Below are 16837 nucleotides of genomic sequence, written 5' to 3'. Positions count from 1 at the left end.
GTGAGCATCACCGAGAACGCCGATCGCGCCGAGAGCGCTGAGAACGCCGAGAACGCCAGCCCGGGCGGGACGGACTTCGACGTCGTCATCCGCGGGGGCACGGTCTTCGACGGCACCGGCGCCCCGGGCGTCCGTGCCGACGTCGGGATCCGGGCCGGCGTCGTGGCCGCGATTAGCCCTGCGCCGCTGCCCGTCTCCTCCGGCACGCGGGTCGTGGAAGCCGAGGGTCGGTGGGTGACGCCCGGGTTCGTGGACACCCACACCCACTACGACGTCGAACTGCTCGTCTCCCCGGGCCTGGGCGAATCCGTCCGGCACGGGGTGACCACGGTCCTGGTGGGCAACTGCTCCATCTCGGGCGTGTACTCGGGCGCCGTCGACGTCGCCGACCTGTTCAGCCGCGTCGAGGCCCTGCCCCGCGACTCGGTGCTGGCGGCGCTCGAGCAGAAGAAGACCTGGTCGGGCCCGGCGGACTGGCGGCGCACGGTCGAGAACCTGCCGCTGGGGCCCAACGTCGCGTCGTTCCTCGGCCACTCCGACGTCCGCGCCTCGGTGATGGGGTTGGGCCGGGCGACCGACCCCAAGCAGTCCCCCAGCCGCGACGAGTTGCGGAAGATCGACCGCCGCATCAACGCTGCTCTCGACGAGGGTTTCCTGGGCGTGTCCACCATGACCAATCCGTGGGACAAGATGGACGGTGACCGCTACCGCTCGCGGACCCTGCCCTCCACGCACGCCTCGTGGGGTGAATTCCGTCGGATCAGTCGACTTCTTCGTCGTCGTGACCGGGTTTTGCAGGGCGTACCCAACCTCAACACCAAGGTGGACGTGGCGTTCTACGCCGCGACCAGCACCGGTCTGTTCCGCAAGCCGCTGCGCGTCTCGCTGCTCTCCGCCGCGGACACCCTCGCCGAGCCGTGGGTGCACCGCATCTTCCGGCCGATCGCGTGGCTGGCCAACACCGTCGGTAAGGGCAAGTTCGTGTGGCAGCACCTGCCCACCACGTTCAAGGTGTGGGCCGACGGGATCGACCTGGTCGTGTTTGAGGAGTTCGGCTCCGGCCGCGAGGCCCTGCATCTGGTGGACGAGATGGCCCGCACGGATCTGTTGGAGCAGGAGAGTTACCGGCGCTGGTTCCGGCAGGATTTTGAGAAGCGGTTCAGCCCGCGCGTGTGGCACCGCGACTTCGACGACGCCCTCATCGTGGCCTGTCCCGACGAGTCGCTGGTCGGGCAGACCGTCGGCGACGTGGCCCGCGCCCGCAAGCTCCACCCGGCGGACGCCTACCTCGACCTGGTGGTGGAGTTCGGCACCGACTTCCGCTGGACCACCACCATCGCCAACGCCCGGGAGAAGGTCGCGAACCGTCTGGTCAACACTCCGGGCGTGACCATCGGCTTCTCCGACGCCGGGGCGCACCTGCGCAATATGGCCTTCTACAACTTCGGGATCCGCCTGCTCGAGCGCGTCCACCAGGCGCAGCTGGGCGGCAAGCCGTTCCTCACCACCGAGGAGGCCGTGCACAAGCTGACCGGCGAACTGGCGGACTTCTATCGCCTCGACGCCGGGCGCCTGCAGGTGGGCGCGCGCGCCGACGTGGTGGTCATCGATCCGTCCGGCCTCGACGGCGAGTCCCTCGAGTACCACGAGGAGGCCATGGAGGCGTTCGGCGGAATTCGCCGGATGGTCAACCGCAACGACCGTGCGGTCGCGGCGACGATCATCGGCGGCCGCGTTGTCTGGAGCAACGGGGAGTTCGCCGAGGGCTACGGCCGGGAGTTCGCGGCGGGCCGGTTCCTGCCCTCGGGCGAGGCCGTGGCACCGCGCCCGATGGCGGCGCCACGGCCTGCCGGTCACTCGGTGGGCATCCCGGCGTCCTCCCAGGCGGAGTAGCTGCCCTCGAGCTCGGTGACGTCGTAGCCGACGCTGCGCAGTGAGCTGGCGACCACCGAACTGCGGGTGCCGGACTGGCAGTAGGTGACGATCTTTCCGGAGTCGGGCAGTTCGTCGCGCTCCCACATCACCTGGCCGCCGTGCAGCTGGGTGGCGTCGGGGACGTGGCCGTCGGAGTACTCGGAGGTGGCGCGGACGTCGAGCACCATGGCGTGCTCGTGGGACTCCAGGTCCTTCGGGTCCACGGTCTCCGGGCGGAACGTGGGCAGCCCGTCGGTGGAGGTGACGTACCCGCGCGTGGTGTCGACGCCCACGCGGATGACGTGGCGCCGCAGCTCGTCGGCCTCCTCGGCGTCCTCGGCGAGGAACACCAGGCCGCGGGTGTCCTTCTCGGGGTCGATCGCCCAGCCGGCGTAGGTGCCCGCCTGGCCGGCGGGGAGGTTGATGGCGCGGTCGACGGTGCCGTCGTGGACGTCGTCGGCGGGGCGGGGGTCGACGACGACGAGGTCACCGGATTCGATGCCGGAGGCCACCTCCTCGGCGGGCAGCTCCCGCAGCTCTGGTAGGGGATTGCCGAGCACGGAGGGGCCGTCCCGGTTCTCGCGCTTCATTCGCCCGAAGTACGCCGGCGCGTCGGGCTGGCCGTCGAGGAGTTCGGAGATGAAGCCCTCCTCGTCGTCGTTCTCCACGTACGTCGGCCACCACGCGAACTTCCGTTCGTATCCCACCGAGCTAGACGGCAAGGCCCCCAGGGACTTGCCGCAGGCCGAGCCCGCGCCGTGGGCCGGGAACACCTGGACATGGTCGGGCAGGGTGAGGAAGCGCTCGCGCAGGCTGGCGAACAGCTGCTTGGCGCTCTCGAAGCGCGTCTCCTCGCCGTCGGAATCGCTGCCGCCGGCGGCCTCGTCGAGCAGGTCCGGTCGGCCGAGGTCACCACAGAACACGAAGTCGCCGGTCAGCGCGTAGCCGGGCTCGTCGGCGAACGCGCCGTCGGTGACGAGGAACATCAGGTGCTCGGGCGTGTGGCCGGGGGTGTGCACGGCCTTGAGCTGGACGTTGCCGAGCTCGATGGTGTCGCCGTCGCGGAGCCGCTCACCGGAGAAGCCGTAGCGCCAGTCGTCACCGCCCTCGTCGGAGAGGTAGACGGTGGCGCCGGTCGCGGCGGCCAGTTCGCGGGTGCCGGACAGGTAGTCGGCGTGGATGTGGGTCTCGGTGACCTTGACGATGCTCATGCCGTGCTGGTCGGCCATGTCGAAGTAGGCCCGCAGGTCGCGGCTGGGGTCCACGACGATCGCCTCGCTGCTGCTCTGGCAGCCGATGAAGTAGCTGGCGTGGGCCAGGTCGTAGTCATAGATGCGTTCGAAAAGCATTGTGCTGCGTCCTTTTTCCTTGGGGGAACTAGTACATCCGCCACCGTAAAACCCTGCGGGGTATCTGGCTACCGGTCGGTTCGTGCGCCGTCGCGGTCGGGCAGCGCACACTGGGAACGGACCGCAACGCCGATGGAAGGATCCCCGCCGTGACCGATTCCCACCTGGACGACGACACCCGCGCCGTCCTGCTCGCACCCAACCCGGCCGTCATGGCGACGCTGCGCAAGGACGGCTCCCCGGTCACCGTGCCGACCTGGTACCGACTCGTGGAGGGTGACCGGATCCACCTCAACCTCGACGCCGGCCGCGTGCGACTGCAGCACCTCCGGCGCGACCCGCGGGTGGCACTGTCCGTCATCGCGTCCGAGGACTGGTACACCCACGCGAGCATCCAGGGGCGGGTCGTGGAGATCGCCGACGACCCGGACCTGTCCGGCATCGACGCCCTGAGCACGCACTACACCGGCGAGCCGTACCCGGTGCGCGACCGCGCCCGCGTGGACGCGTGGGTGGAGATCGACCACGTCCACGTGTGGGGGCAGCTCCGCGAGTCCTGAGCGCGGGTGGGGCGCGCGTCCTACGCTGAGTCGACCCCTCGCCCGTCTACGCCCCGGAGACCTCCATGTCGGACCGCTATCCCCTCGCCGAGCTCAGCGACCTGCCCGATGACCTGCGCGAGCGGATCCTCGCCGAGCAGGAGAAGGCCGGGTTCGTGCCCGAGGTGTTCCTGATGTTCGGGCGCCGCCCCGCCGAGTCGCGGGCGTTCTTCGCCTATCACGATGCGCTGATGGAGCGCGAGGGCAACCTGTCCAAGGCGGACAAGGAGATGATCGTGGTGACCATCTCCGGGCAGAACAGCTGCCTGTTCTGCGTGGTGGCGCACGGGGCAATCCTGCGGATTGTCAAGAAGGCGCCGATGCTCGCCGACCAGCTGGCGGTGAACTACCGCAAGGCCGACCTCACGCCGCGCGAGCGGGCGATCTGCGACTTCGCGACCAAGGTCAACCTGCACTCCGACGAACTGGGCGACGCCGACTTCGCCGCCCTGCACGAGCACGGCCTCGACGACGAGGACGCCTGGGACATCGCCGCGATCACCGGGCTGTTCGGGCTGAGCAACCGGCTGGCCAACGCCACCGACATGCGCCCGAACCCGGAGTTCTACCTCATGGGCCGGGTGCCGCGGCAGAAGTAGTCAGCCCTGCTCGGTGACGACCCCGCAGGCCGCGCGGCTCCCGCCGTCGCCGGCGTTGCGCGTCTCCTCGTCAGCTCCCTCGGGCGCGTAGCGCTCGGGGATGTTGGCGAGGTTGTCGGAGTTCTCGTGGATCATGACGGCCGAGCCGTCCTCGTCCAGGAGCAGGTCGCGGTCCAGGCGGTCGGTGAGCGTGACGATCCGGGCCGTGCCGTCCTCGGTCACGTAGAGGGTCGGCAGGTCCCCGGCGTGCTCGGGATGGCCGGCTTCGCCGCCCGGTCCTGCCAGGTGGCCGCCGGCGGAGAGGAATGCCCCCCGCTCGCCCGGCTGGGTGGGGTTCTCACTGTCGGGCTCGCACAGGCCCGCGCCGTGGATGTGCAGGCCGTGGAAGCCGGGTTCGAGATCGGTCGCATTGACGGTGACGAGCGTGCCGCCATCGGCCTCGGCGAACTCGGCCATACCCCGCGATTCACCCTCGGGGTTCACCAACTCGGCGGTCGCGAACGCCTCGCCGCCGGCATTCTGCCCGGACGTCTGCGTGGTGGTCTCGGAGGTGCTGGTGTCGGAGGTGCTGGTCTCGGACGTGTTGCCCGCGCCGTCCTGGGGAGTGACGTCACCTCCTGCCGCTGGAGAGTCCTCTCCGGTTCCGCATGCGGCCAGCAGAAGCGCGGTTGCAGACAGGGCCACGAAGCTCGAACTCCTCCGGGCGCGGCGGGCGGTGGACACGGTGCGTGCGGTCATCACAAACCTCCTCGGACGGCGTCGTGAGGGTGACGGTACCGAGGCGGACCCGACGCGCAACCGCGTATGCGGCAGGCGTTTTCGCTGGCAGATCACACACCGGCAGCCCCTACCACAAAGTAAGAAGTCACTTGCACTTCTTACTCAGGTGCCGTTCACCTCCCAGCCACACTAACGGACCGACGTCCTGATTCCGCGCTCGAGCGGGCAGACCAGCGCATCCGAGACCCGTTGCGCTGGTCAATATCTCGCGGGGCGCAGGCCCGCGAACACGGCAAATGCGCGCCTCCTATGAAGTTCATCACGCAAACATATCTGAACGCTTGCACAACCTGAGAAGCGGGTGCATACTCTTCTCAGCCCCATCACAGACTGTTCCGACAGCCGAGGGGGCGTCCCTCCCCCTCGAGCCACCGGCTCAATCCCTCGCAAGAAAGGGTTCATCATGAACCAGGCGTACTACGCATATGTCACTCTCCAGGCCTTCTTCTCGGAGCGTCTGGACAACCGCAAGGATCGCGGTGCTACGGCTGTCGAGTACGGATTGATGATTGGCCTCATCGCAGTGGCAATCATCGCAACGCTCGTTCTTCTCGGCCCCAAGCTGAACGCTCTCTTCGCCGACGTCAACGCCAAGCTCCCCACGCCCCCCGCTGCGCCGACCACCCCGTAATTGGTTTGGGTCCTGGTGCGGTGCTGATCACGGCATCGCACCAGGACCCTGCTCTTTCCTCCCGATATCCCGACCTTCACTCTTCCCCTCAGGAACCACGATGCTCACGCCCTCACGTGATCGTGGGGCCGCAGCCGTCGAGTTCGCCCTCGTACTCCCGATCCTCCTCCTTCTAGTCCTAGGCATAGTGGAGTTCGGACGCGCCTACCACGTTCAGACCACCCTCTCTAACGCCGCCCGCGACGGAGTCCGAGTGATGGCGCTGCAGGACAGCGCCTCTGCTGCTATCGCAGCGGCTGAGACTTCCGCTAGCCCCCTCAACCTCGCCAGCGCCAGAATCACCGTCACGCCGACCACGGGCTGTTCGTCAGCTCTGACGGGCGCAGGACTAGCGTCGGTCACCATCGAGTACCCGTTTTCCCTGGTCTCCGGGTTCTTTCCCATCGACGCCTTCACCCTCACAGGGAAGGGGACCATGCGGTGCTTCGGATAAATGACGATAAGGGCGCGATCGCCGTTGTAATCGCGATCCTCATGGTCCCCCTACTCGGGTTCGCCGCCATCTCGCTCGACATAGCAGCCACCCATGCCGAGAGGCAGCAGCTCCAGACCGGCGCGGACGCTGCTGCGCTCGCGATCGCCCAGGACTGCGCTCGTAAGAACTGCGGCGCGCCTGCCGACACTGCGCAATCATTTGCCTTGCTCAACAGCAACTCGGGGGCCGCCATGGCAGACGTCGACCCGGTTCCTACAGAAGACTCCGGGCGGGTCACCGTTCGCACCTCGGCGGTTCGGCAACATTGGTTCGCTCCGGTATTGGGGGTCGATTCCACAGAGCTCACAACCTCTGCCACCGCAGGCTGGGGTTCCCCCACAGGAGGAACATCAGCACTGCCGATGATCTTCTCCCTGTGTGACTTCAATAAGTACTCGGTGGACGGGCGCCCGTCGGGGCAAGAACAAGTCATCGTCACAACCCCGGCTGGAACGTGCACAGACTCTGTGGACGGCTCCCCCACGTACCTCCCGGGCGGCTTCGGTTGGTTGGAGACCGACGTCAAGAAGAGCTGCAACGCCACAACGCGAATAGGCACCCGAGCCGAGAGCGAACCGGGCAACACCGCAAAGCACTGCGATCTCTCGACGATCCGCGACCGAACGATCCTCGTGCCGATCTTCGACGACGCCGACCCGGATGAGAAGGGTGGTCAAGGGAGAGGCGCCTGGTACATGGTGTACGGCTACGCGGCGTTCACGGTGACCGGGTACCACTTCTCCGGCCAGAGCTGGAACCCGCCATGCGGAGGAAGCGAACGGTGCATCAGCGGCTACTTCACCACCATGCTGCAGGAAGACCCTGACTTCGACTACGGACCGGGTGGGCCCGATCTCGGCGCCGCCGCCGTCGTCCTACTACCCGACTAGTGAGAGACCAATGAACCGACGTCTTGTCTCGGCCATCGCAGCCGGCGTACTCGCGATCCTCGGCGCCGTCCTGCTCGTCAGCTACGTCAACAATGCCGACAGTCGCGCGATGGCGAACATGGACCCGATCGAGGTCCTCGTCGTGTCCGCACCCATAGCCCAGGGGACCCCTGCCGAAGAGGTCGCTGCATTGGTGACCACCGAGCGACTGCCCAAGGCTGCGGTCGGACCCGATGCTGTCCGCTCACTCGCCGAGGTGGCCGGCCGCGTTGCCGCGACCGACCTCCAGCCCGGCGAGCAGGTCCTTGGCGCCCGATTCGTGACCCGCCAGTCGCTAGAGCGGTTCGGAGGCATCCCGGTCCCGGAGGGCTACCACCAGGTGACCATCCCCCTCGAGGCACCGCGAGTCGTCGGCGGCACCGTCACTCCCGGGGACACGGTCGGCGTGTTCGTCACCCTCGGCGACGGATCCACCCACTTGGTCCTGCGGAAGATCCTCGTCACCCGCGTCCAGGGCGGGCTCGGTGCGACTCAACCGAACGAGGGAGTCGAGAACCCCGACGCGGCACCCGTCCCAGAGGGCGGTGCCATGATCACGATGGCGCTCACCACTGACCAGGCCCAAACGGTCGCGTTTTCAGTCGAGCACGGGAGCATCTGGCTGTCCCTCGAGGATTCCACCGTTCCGCAGGACGGCACCGGCCGGGTCGATGCAAGGGATTTCTACTGATGAGCCGCATACTGATCGCCACCGATTCCGCCGGCCTTCGCGGGAGGGTCGCCACCGCCACCGGCGAGCCGATCTCGGTGATCGCCGGGAGCCCCCTGCCGACCGGTCCGTCGCAGCTGTTCCAGCAGCTCGGGCCGGGCGTCGCCATCCCCCAGGTCGTGGTGATCGACGTCGCTGCCGGCCGAAACGAGGCACTAGGGCTCTCGGCCCGCCTCGCCGCCGAGTGCCCCGGCATGGCCGTTGTGCTGGTGAGCGAGCACCCCGACACTTTCGCCCTGGCCGCCCTCCGGGCCGGCGCGTGCGATGTGGTGCACCCCGAAGCCGAGGTCGCCGAACTCGCCGCTGTGCTCGGACGGGCCGCCCAGGTCGCAGCCTCGACCGCACCTCAGGGTCCTGGTGACCCCGCCATGAACGGCAGCGCCAGCACGCGCGGCCGCGTCATCAGCGTCGTTTCACCCAAGGGTGGAGTGGGCAAGACGACCGTCGCCACCAATCTGGCGGTAGGCCTGGCCCGGACAGCCCCACTCTCGACCGTCATCGTCGACCTCGACGTCCAGTTCGGCGACGTGGCCAGCGCCCTTAACCTGGACCCCGAGCACACCCTCCTCGACGTGGTCCGCGGCCCGGCCGTCCAGGACTCCATGGTGCTCAAGACCTTCCTCACGCAGCACCAGACCGGCCTCTACGCCGTGTGCGGGCCGACCTCGCCCGCCGACGCCGATGACATCACCGCCGCCGATGTGGCCCAGCTCCTGCAGACCCTCGCCTCGGAATTCCGGTACGTCGTGGTGGATACGGCTCCCGGGCTCGACGACCACGCCCTCGCCGCGATCGACCAGGCCGACGAACTGGTCACGCTGACCAGCCTCGACGTGCCCGGGGTCCGTGGGCTGCGCAAGGAGCTGAACATCCTGCGCGACCTGGGACTGAACCTCGAGAAGCGACACGTCGTGGTGAACTTCGCCGACCCCCGCAGCGGGCTCACCAAGGCCGACGTCGAGGCCACCATCGGCACCGGCGTCGATCTGGTGCTCCCCCGCAGCAAGGCGGTTCTCGTGTCGGTCAACCAGGGGGTCCCCCTCCTGCAGAGCGACGGCCGCGATGCGATGGCCAAGCAACTTCGCAAGCTAGTTGACCGGTTCACCCCGGCCCCCATGCGCCCCACCGCGACGGCCGTACTAACCGCCGAGGGTGGTCGGCACCGACTCCGCCGGAAGCGGGTGAAGGCATGAGCCTGTCCGAACGCCTCCGCGCTGCGCGCGTCGCCCCAGGAGCCACGGGCACCGACACGACCGCGTCCGACACTGCATCGTCGGCCCCCCCTGCGCCACCTTCGACGCCGACCGTAGTCGCTCCAACGGGGACGACGACGAAGCCGGCCACTGCCACAACCACGCCGTCGCCGAAGACCGCCGGGAGCGCATCCGCCGACGATCCCATTGTCGATCCGCTGGTCGCCCTCAAGGAACGCGCGGCCAGCGCCTTGTTCGAGCGCATCGGTGCTCGCCTGAACAACCCCTCGCTCACCGAGGAGCAGCTCCACGCCATGGTGCGGAGCGAGCTCAACAAGGTCGTCGAGGATGAGACCATCCCACTCACCAGCGACCAACGGGTGCGTCTGATCACCGACGTGCAGGCCGACGTGCTGGGTCACGGTCCGCTCGAGAAGATGCTCGACGACCCGGAGATCACTGAGATCATGGTCAACGGCCCCGATATGATCTTCGTCGAGCGCGCGGGCCAGCTCACCCGCCATCCCTCCAGGTTCGCCTCGGAGGAACACCTCCGTCAGGTCATCGAGCGGATCGTCTCCCGCATCGGCCGCCGCGTCGACGAGTCGTCCCCGCTGGTCGACGCCCGACTCGCCGACGGCTCGCGCGTCAACGCCGTCATCCCGCCACTGGCCGTCAACGGCTCCTCGCTGACCATCCGGAAGTTCTCCAAGGACCCGTTCAAGGTGCACGACCTCATCCGGTTCGGCACCCTCACCCCCGAGATGTCCGAACTCCTCCAGGCCTGCGTGGAGGCGCGGCTCAACATCATCGTCTCCGGCGGTACCGGCTCCGGTAAGACCACCCTGCTCAACGTCCTGTCCTCCTACATCCCGGAGGGCGAGCGGATCGTCACCATCGAGGACGCCGTGGAGCTGCAACTCCAGCAGGACCATGTGGTCCGCCTCGAGTCCCGCCCGGCGAACACCGAGGGCCGCGGTGAGATCAGCATTCGCGAACTCGTGCGCAATTCGCTGCGTATGCGGCCCGACCGCATCGTCGTGGGCGAGGTCCGCGGCGGGGAGACCCTCGACATGCTCCAGGCCATGAACACCGGCCACGACGGGTCGCTCTCCACCGTCCATTCCAATTCGCCACGTGACGCTATCGCCCGACTGGAGACCCTCGTCCTTATGGCCGGCATGGACCTCCCCCTGCGGGCCATCCGCGAGCAGATCGCCTCCGCCGTCGACGTGATCATCCAGCTCACCCGGCTCCGCGACGGCACCCGCCGCGTCACCGCCGTCACCGAGGTGCAGGGAATGGAAGGCCAAACCGTCACCTTGCAGGACGCCTTCCTCTTCGACTACTCCGCCGGCCTCGGTCCCGACGGCAAGTTCCTCGGCAAGCCCCAGGCCACCGGCGTCCGGCCCCGATTTACCGACCGCTTCGCCGAACTCGGCATCACCCTGTCCCCACGGGTGTTCGGCGCGAGCACCGAGAACCCCGGATCCATCCGATGAGCCAGACGCTGTTGTCCCCCGCAGGGTTCGCGATCGCCGCCCTCACGCTCGCGCTGCTCACGGGCGGCTACCTCATCTTCTCCCCCGTGCCGGGGCGGATCCCCCGCGAGCGCCGGCGGCCCGGCATGGCCGAGGGGCCCGGTCCGATCAGCCGCGCGGCCACCGCCGCCACCGAGGCGATCGATTCCCTCCTGCGCCGTCGCGGAACCCCCGGAGCCAGCCAACTCGAGCGCGCAGGCATCCGCATGGGGCCCCAAGACTACGTCTTCCTCGTCATCGTGGCCGCAGTCGTCGCGTTTGCGCTCGGCTTGTTAATCAGCGGTCCACTGATGGGCGTGCTTATGGCGCTCCTCGCCCCTGCGGGTGCGTATGTCTTGCTCCAGGTTCTCGCCGCCCGGCGCCGGGCCGCGTTCGCCGACCAACTCGACGACTCCCTGCAGCTCATGTCGAGCAGCTTGCGCGCCGGTCACTCCATGCTGCAGGCGCTGGCGTCCGTCGCCCGCGAGGCCGAGGAACCCACGTCGGAGGAATTCGCACGGATCATCAACGAGACCCGCGTCGGACGCGACCTCGCCTCCGCGCTGGATGAGACCGCCAACCGGATGGGCAGCCAGGACTTCGTATGGGTGACCCAGGCGATCGCCATCAATCGCGAGGTCGGCGGCAACCTGGCCGAGGTCCTCGACGCCGTCGGCCATACCATCCGCGAGCGAAACCAGATCCGTCGTCAGGTCAAGGCCCTGGCCGCCGAGGGAAAAATTTCCGCGTACGTCCTCATGTCGCTGCCGATCGGCATCGGCGGCTTCTTATTCGTGACTAACCCGTCGTATATCGGGGTGCTCACACAGAGCCCGCTGGGCTGGGGGATGATCGCCGCCGGCGTGGTGATGCTGATCATCGGCGGAATTTGGCTAAGCAAGGTTGTAAAGATCAAGTTCTGACAGCGACACGCGGTCCCCCGGCCGGTTGCCCCTTTCCACCTAATTTCCGTCGCCCCTCGAAAGGAGCTCCGCGTGAATTCACTGCCCGCCGGTGTGGCCGTGGTCGTGCTGACAGCTTCGATGTTCATGCTGGCCTTCGCTGTATTCGCCGGCCGCGACACCGTCCGCGCGCGCACCGTCGCCAACCTCCGCCGGGGGATCGACGAAGGGTACGCCGCGCCAATCGACCTGACCGGCGTAGCCGACGACGACTCCCGCAGTCGCCTGTACGAGTTCGCGCGCCGACTGACGCCGACGGGGACCATCCGCAGGCTCGAGAGACTGACCATTCGCGCGGGCCGGCCCCAGGGTTGGTCGCTTCAACGGCTGGTGGTCGCCAAGTTAGCACTGCCTTTGCTTGCGCTCTTGCTTGGAGTCATGCTGCTGGGTGCTCATCCGGCGCCACTGCTTCTTCTCATGGTGCTCGGCACGGTAATCGTCTGCTACTTCCTGCCCGAGCTACTCCTGAGCAGCCGCAGCCAGGAGCGCAACGATCAAATTCAGCTCGAACTGGCCGACACCCTCGATCAAATGACCATTGCCGTAGAGGCGGGCCTCGGCTTCGATGCCGCCATGGCACGCGCCGGTCGCAACGGCACTGGTGCACTCGCCCAGGAGCTGATCCGCACCCTGCAGGAGATCCAGGTCGGTCAGCTGCGCCGCGCGGCTTATGAGAATCTCGCCGTTCGTACCGACGTGCCCGACCTGCGCAGGTTCGTTCGAGCGATCATCCAGGCCGACGCCTACGGCATCTCCGTGGCCGACGTCCTGCGCACCCAAGCCGCCGAGATGCGACTCAAGCGCCGCCAGCGCGCTGAGGAGAAGGCTCAGCAGATTCCGGTGAAGGTGATCTTCCCGCTCATGGTCTGCATCCTGCCCGTACTGTTCATCGTGCTGCTCGGACCCACCGCGATCAACATGATGGAGGCGTTCTCCTGACATGCTCTTCGTGATCGCCGTGGCCACGGCCGTCGTTTCCGGGGCCGTGGCCACGGTGCTCGGGCGGTGGATGCGCTCCCTCGCCGAGTCGGACTCACAGTGGCTGCGCAGCGGCCTGCATGTGGTGCTGGCGGCGGCCGGAGGCTTCGGCGCCGCGTACCTGGCTCTGGGCTGGGCCGACCTGGTGACGTTCGCTGCACTGGCCGTGGGGTGCTCGCTACTGATCGCGATCGACCTCGCGGTCTTTCGCTTGCCCGACAAGATCGTCCTGCCGCTGTACCCCGTGGTGTTCGGCGGTCTAGCCGTGACTGCGGCGATGTTCGATGTCTGGGGCTCGTTCGGCCGGGCCGCGGCGGCGGCGGCCGCGCTGCTCGCGTTCTACTTCGTGCTGGCGCTCATCAATCCGTCCGGCCTCGGCCTGGGGGACGTCAAACTCTCCGGCGTGCTCGGGGCGTTCCTGGGGTGGTTCGGCTGGCCAGCCGTGCTCGCCGGAACCCTGGCGGCGTTCGTTATCAATGCCGTTGTCGCGCTCGTACTCCTGGCCGCGGGTCGGGTGGGGGCCAAGAGCGGCATCGCGTTCGGCCCGGCCATGGTGATCGGCGCAGTCGTGGGCGCCGCCTACTGGGCCGTGCGCTCGGGGGCCCTACCCGCCGGCTGACGCTTGCGGACCGTGAGTCGCCGGACGAGGGCAACGACGACCACCACGACCGACGCGATCAACGCCGTCCACACCAGCGCGGCCGATTCGTGGGCGCCTTCGGTACGGCCGTACGCGACCCACGCCAGGCCCCACGCGGTGGCCAGCGCTGGCGGAATCCGCCCGCCGCTGATGAGTGCGGTAGCCATACCGACAGCCGCGGCCACGATGATGCCGACGATTCCGAAGGGCACCTCGGTCACGACCTCGATGCCTTCGCTCGCGATCCACGCGTAAATATTGGCGAAGAACGCCACCGACACCCAGCCGAGGTACAGGCCGAACGTGCCGTCGGTGACAACGGTCTCGACCACCCCGCCGATGCGCGGCGCGCTAAGAATGAACATGATGCGGATCAGTACCGCCAGCAGCAGCACGATCACGATCACCGAGCCGAGGATCAACCCCAGTTGCACGGACCAGATCCACGCGGCGTTGAGCAGCACCGAGGCCAGAGCCCACGGTCGCAGCGCCGCCTGCCGGGCCGAGCGGCGGGCCACCGGCGTGAGCTGCCAGATCGCGTATGCGGCGAGCCCGAGGTAGATCACGCTCCAGATGCTGAACGCCGACCCGGCGGGAGCCACCGGGGTCGCGTCGGCGGACAGCACCCCGCCGGCGGCCTCGGCGATCGGGGTCCCGCCCAGCGCTCCGCTGCCGATGAACGCCGCGACGATCGCGGCGGCGGTCCCCAGCAGGGTGATGATGGGCAGCGCCCAGCCGGTGGGGGCGCCCAGCTCACCGGGTCCGCCAGCGTCGGCGGGCCCGCCCGGCACACCGGCGGGCCCGGGGCCTGTCGCTCGGCCACGGCTAGCGGGGTTACCGCTCGCCCGGCTGTCGCTCGCGGGAGTCATGTGAGAGCTCATAACTCCACCGAACCACGCGACACCCGACGGTGCAGCCGGTCGCCGACGCACCCCGGCCGCCCCCAGCCGCGAAATCGGCTACTCCGAATCGGATCGGCGAGCCCAATTGGACTAGCCGATGCCGATTCGGAGTAGCGGATCTGGAGGGGAGGGGCGGCCGGGCGGGTTCGGTCAGACGGTCGCGCGGAACCTCCGCAGGCGCAGGCTGTTGGCCACCACGAACACCGAGGAGAACGCCATCGCGGCACCCGCGATCATCGGGTTGAGCAGCCCCGCCGCGGCCAGCGGGAGCGCCGCGACGTTGTAGGCGAACGCCCAGAAGAGGTTGCCCCGGATGGTGCCGAGCGTGGAGCGCGACAGCCGGATCGCGTCGGCCGCCGAGCGCAGGTCCCCGCGCACCAGCGTGAGGTCGGAGGCCTCGATCGCCGCGTCGGTGCCGGTGCCGATCGCCAGGCCCAGGTCGGCGGTGGCCAGGGCGGCAGCGTCATTGACGCCATCGCCGACCATCGCCACGACGCGCCCCTCGGCCTGCAGCCGGCGGACCACGTCGACCTTGTCGGCGGGCATGACCTCGGAGATCACAGTGTGAGGGCCCGGGTCGATGCCGACCTCGGCGGCCACCGAGGCGGCCACCGCGGCGTTGTCCCCGGTGAGCAGGATCGGGGTGAGACCCAGCTCGCGGAACTTCTTGATGGCCTCGGCGGAGCTGTCCTTGATCTGGTCGGCCACCACGAGGACCCCGCGGGCCTTCCCGCCCCAGCCCACCGCGACCGCGGTCTGGCCAGCCCGGGCGGCCTCGGCCATCGCACTGTCCAGCTCCTGCGCCAGCGGCATGTTCCGCTCAGCCAGTAGGGCGGGACGGCCCACGACGACCACCTCGTCGTCGTCGGCCCCGGAGGAACCATCGACAGCGGGTTCCGCGGCCGCGCGCCCGGGACCAGCGACAACGCGCCCCGACACCCCCAGACCCTCGTGGTTGGCGAAGTCCGCCACGCCCGGCAGATCGCCGACCTCTTCGCGGGCGCCGGCGGCGATGGCGCGGGCGATGGGGTGCTCGGAGGCGTCCTCGACGGCCCCGGCGCGGCGCAGCACCTCGGCGCGATCCTCACCGGCCGCGACAGTCGTAGAGACCAACGCGTGCCGACCGGTGGTGACGGTGCCGGTCTTGTCCAGGACGATCGTGTCGACCTTGCGGGTGGACTCCAGGACCTCGGGGCCCTTGATGAGGATGCCCAGCTGCGCGCCGCGGCCGGTGCCGACCATCAGCGCCATCGGCGTGGCCAGGCCGAGCGCACACGGGCAGGCGATGATGAGCACCGCGACGGCCGCGGTGAACGCCAGGGCGGCGCCGCCGCCGGTGAGCATCCAGAACGCGAAGGTCGCCACGGCCAGCACCAGGGCGACGGGGACGAAAATCCCGGAGATACGGTCGGCGAGGCGCTGTGCGGCGGCCTTGCCGGACTGGGCGTCCTCCACCATCTGCGCCATCTGCGCGAGCTGGGTGTCGGAGCCGACGCGGGTGGCGCGCACGGTCAGGCGGCCGCTGGCGTTGACGGTGCCGCCCACGACGGCGTCGCCGGGACCGACCTCGGCGGGCACGGACTCGCCGGTGACCATCGAGGTGTCGACCGCGGAGGCACCGTCGACGATCTCGCCATCGGTGGCGATCTTCTCGCCGGGGCGGACGACGAACTCGTCGTCGACCTGCAGATCCTCCACCGGGATGCGGGTCTCCACACGCCCGCCATCAACACCCCCGCGAAGCACGGCGACGTCCTTGGCGCCCAGCTCGAGCAGTGATCGCAATGCGGCGCCTGCCGTGCGCTTGGACCGCGCCTCGAAGTAGCGGCCCAGCAGGATGAACGTGGTCACCCCGGCCGCGGCCTCGAGGTAGATGTCGCCGGCGCCGTCACTGGGCGAGAGGCTGAACTCGAACCCGTGGGTCATCCCGGGCATGCCCGCGTGGCCGAAGAACAGGGCGTACAGCGACCAGAGGAACGCCGCGGACGTGCCGAGCGAGACGAGCGTGTCCATGGTGAACGCGCCGTGGCGCAGGTTGATCGCGGCGGCGCGGTGGAACGGCCACGCGCCCCACACGATGACCGGGGCGGCCAGCGTCAGCGAGAGCCACTGCCAGTTGGTGAACTGCAGCGCCGGGACCATGGCCATCGCGATCACGGGGATCGACAAGACGGCGGAGATGATGACACGCTGGCGCAGCTCGTCGACCCGGTCGGGCGCGGCGGTGTCGTCGGTGGCGTTGCCGGCGTGGCCGGTCGACTGCCCGGCGTCGGCCGCGGCACCGTCAGCGCCGGGCGCGGACGTGCGGGGCTGAGTGTTCCGGGGACGCGGCAGCTGTGCGTGGTACCCCGCCTGCTCGACCGTGTCCAGCAGCAGCTGCGGCTGCAGACCCTCGGGGATCCGCACGCGCGCCTTCTCGGTGGCGTAGTTGACCTCGGCGGTGACGTCGTCGAGCTTGTTGAGTTTGCGCTCGATCCGGTTGGCGCATGAGGCGCAGGTCATTCCCTCGATCTGCAGCTCGACCAAGGTGGTCCCGGCGGAGGGCGCCGTGTCCCGGCTGTCGGTGGTGGTCATGG

At 68.9% G+C, this 16837-nt stretch carries 16 protein-coding genes; 12 read left to right on the top strand and 4 right to left on the bottom strand.

All coding sequences use genetic code 11. The features are described 5' to 3' along the window. Entirely contained in the window at positions 1-1893 is a 1893-nt protein-coding gene (locus AYO52_RS14515; protein ID WP_371517877.1) for an amidohydrolase family protein, read from the top strand. Here the strand turns inward: AYO52_RS14515 and AYO52_RS14510 are convergent. After that, a complete protein-coding gene (locus AYO52_RS14510; protein WP_067718828.1) occupies positions 1854-3263 on the bottom strand; it encodes a rhodanese-like domain-containing protein in 1410 nt (469 codons plus the stop codon). The two genes, AYO52_RS14515 and AYO52_RS14510, sit on opposite strands and share 40 nt — an antisense overlap. A 149-nt stretch (positions 3264-3412) precedes the next feature. On the opposite strand from AYO52_RS14510, the gene AYO52_RS14505 reads away from it, so the two are divergent. Together AYO52_RS14505 and AYO52_RS14500 are read left to right on the top strand one after the other, a co-directional pair. Beyond that, on the top strand, positions 3413-3823 hold the full coding sequence (locus AYO52_RS14505) for a PPOX class F420-dependent oxidoreductase (protein ID WP_067718824.1): 411 nt from the start codon (positions 3413-3415) through the stop codon (positions 3821-3823). 65 nt (positions 3824-3888) lie between these two features. After that, entirely contained in the window at positions 3889-4461 is a 573-nt protein-coding gene (locus AYO52_RS14500) for a peroxidase-related enzyme (protein ID WP_067718821.1), read from the top strand. Here AYO52_RS14500 and AYO52_RS14495 read toward each other — a convergent pair whose 3' ends face one another. Continuing rightward, positions 4462-5199 (bottom strand): superoxide dismutase family protein, encoded by a 738-nt coding sequence (locus AYO52_RS14495; RefSeq protein ID WP_067718819.1) that lies wholly within the window; start codon positions 5197-5199, stop codon positions 4462-4464. It abuts the gene before it with no gap. Between the two features lie 445 nt (positions 5200-5644). Here AYO52_RS14495 and AYO52_RS14490 point away from each other — a divergent pair, with 445 nt between their 5' ends. The 9 genes from AYO52_RS14490 (at position 5645) to AYO52_RS14450 (ending at position 13338) form a co-directional block, all read left to right on the top strand. Further along, on the top strand, positions 5645-5872 hold the full coding sequence (locus tag AYO52_RS14490) for a Flp family type IVb pilin (RefSeq protein ID WP_067718816.1): 228 nt from the start codon (positions 5645-5647) through the stop codon (positions 5870-5872). Between the two features lie 100 nt (positions 5873-5972). Then, positions 5973-6365 carry a TadE/TadG family type IV pilus assembly protein gene (locus AYO52_RS14485; RefSeq protein ID WP_067718814.1) on the top strand — a complete coding sequence of 131 codons (393 nt, stop codon included), beginning with the start codon at positions 5973-5975 and terminating at the stop codon, positions 6363-6365. Beyond that, positions 6353-7297 (top strand): pilus assembly protein TadG-related protein, encoded by a 945-nt coding sequence (locus tag AYO52_RS14480; protein WP_067718811.1) that lies wholly within the window; start codon positions 6353-6355, stop codon positions 7295-7297. Before AYO52_RS14485 ends, AYO52_RS14480 begins: the two co-directional genes overlap by 13 nt. A 10-nt stretch (positions 7298-7307) precedes the next feature. After that, positions 7308-8027, top strand: a complete 720-nt coding sequence (gene cpaB, locus AYO52_RS14475; protein ID WP_067718809.1) for a Flp pilus assembly protein CpaB — start codon at positions 7308-7310, stop codon at positions 8025-8027. Continuing rightward, positions 8027-9259 (top strand): AAA family ATPase, encoded by a 1233-nt coding sequence (locus tag AYO52_RS14470; RefSeq protein ID WP_067718806.1) that lies wholly within the window; start codon positions 8027-8029, stop codon positions 9257-9259. The genes cpaB and AYO52_RS14470 overlap by 1 nt, the downstream gene beginning before the upstream one ends. Positions 9260-9510: 251 nt before the next feature. Beyond that, entirely contained in the window at positions 9511-10761 is a 1251-nt protein-coding gene (locus AYO52_RS14465; protein ID WP_253702191.1) for a CpaF family protein, read from the top strand. After that, positions 10758-11702 (top strand): type II secretion system F family protein, encoded by a 945-nt coding sequence (locus AYO52_RS14460; RefSeq protein ID WP_067718801.1) that lies wholly within the window; start codon positions 10758-10760, stop codon positions 11700-11702. The genes AYO52_RS14465 and AYO52_RS14460 overlap by 4 nt, the downstream gene beginning before the upstream one ends. 72 nt (positions 11703-11774) lie before the next feature. Beyond that, positions 11775-12680 (top strand): type II secretion system F family protein, encoded by a 906-nt coding sequence (locus tag AYO52_RS14455; protein ID WP_253702189.1) that lies wholly within the window; start codon positions 11775-11777, stop codon positions 12678-12680. A gap of 1 nt (position 12681) precedes the next feature. Next, complete coding sequence (locus AYO52_RS14450; protein ID WP_067718798.1) at positions 12682-13338, top strand: A24 family peptidase; 657 nt, start codon at positions 12682-12684, stop codon at positions 13336-13338. On the opposite strand, the gene AYO52_RS14445 is transcribed toward AYO52_RS14450, so the two are convergent. After that, positions 13299-14228 (bottom strand): TspO/MBR family protein, encoded by a 930-nt coding sequence (locus AYO52_RS14445; RefSeq protein ID WP_253702187.1) that lies wholly within the window; start codon positions 14226-14228, stop codon positions 13299-13301. The two genes, AYO52_RS14450 and AYO52_RS14445, sit on opposite strands and share 40 nt — an antisense overlap. 183 nt (positions 14229-14411) lie before the next feature. Continuing rightward, positions 14412-16835 carry a cation-translocating P-type ATPase gene (locus AYO52_RS14440; RefSeq protein WP_067718795.1) on the bottom strand — a complete coding sequence of 808 codons (2424 nt, stop codon included), beginning with the start codon at positions 16833-16835 and terminating at the stop codon, positions 14412-14414. Positions 16836-16837: the final 2 nt, after the last annotated feature.

The organism is Dietzia sp. 111N12-1, assembly GCF_001658045.1.
Lineage (GTDB): Bacteria > Actinomycetota > Actinomycetes > Mycobacteriales > Mycobacteriaceae > Dietzia > Dietzia kunjamensis.
The sequence above is the reverse complement of the archived record's forward strand: the minus strand, read 5'-3'. Positions and strand labels throughout refer to the sequence as shown.

Bases quoted from the DNA above. Each gene is read 5' to 3' on its own strand.
- AYO52_RS14440 (WP_067718795.1), bottom strand. From the start codon at position 16,835: ATGACCACCACCGACAGCCGGGACACGGCGCCCTCCGCCGGGACCACC.
- AYO52_RS14450 (WP_067718798.1), top strand. From the start codon at position 12,682: ATGCTCTTCGTGATCGCCGTGGCCACGGCCGTCGTTTCCGGGGCCGTG.
- AYO52_RS14490 (WP_067718816.1), top strand. From the start codon at position 5,645: ATGAACCAGGCGTACTACGCATATGTCACTCTCCAGGCCTTCTTCTCG.
- AYO52_RS14485 (WP_067718814.1), top strand. From the start codon at position 5,973: ATGCTCACGCCCTCACGTGATCGTGGGGCCGCAGCCGTCGAGTTCGCC.
- AYO52_RS14510 (WP_067718828.1), bottom strand. From the start codon at position 3,263: ATGCTTTTCGAACGCATCTATGACTACGACCTGGCCCACGCCAGCTAC.
- AYO52_RS14470 (WP_067718806.1), top strand. From the start codon at position 8,027: ATGAGCCGCATACTGATCGCCACCGATTCCGCCGGCCTTCGCGGGAGG.
- AYO52_RS14495 (WP_067718819.1), bottom strand. From the start codon at position 5,199: ATGACCGCACGCACCGTGTCCACCGCCCGCCGCGCCCGGAGGAGTTCG.
- AYO52_RS14460 (WP_067718801.1), top strand. From the start codon at position 10,758: ATGAGCCAGACGCTGTTGTCCCCCGCAGGGTTCGCGATCGCCGCCCTC.
- AYO52_RS14500 (WP_067718821.1), top strand. From the start codon at position 3,889: ATGTCGGACCGCTATCCCCTCGCCGAGCTCAGCGACCTGCCCGATGAC.
- cpaB (WP_067718809.1), top strand. From the start codon at position 7,308: ATGAACCGACGTCTTGTCTCGGCCATCGCAGCCGGCGTACTCGCGATC.
- AYO52_RS14445 (WP_253702187.1), bottom strand. From the start codon at position 14,228: ATGACTCCCGCGAGCGACAGCCGGGCGAGCGGTAACCCCGCTAGCCGT.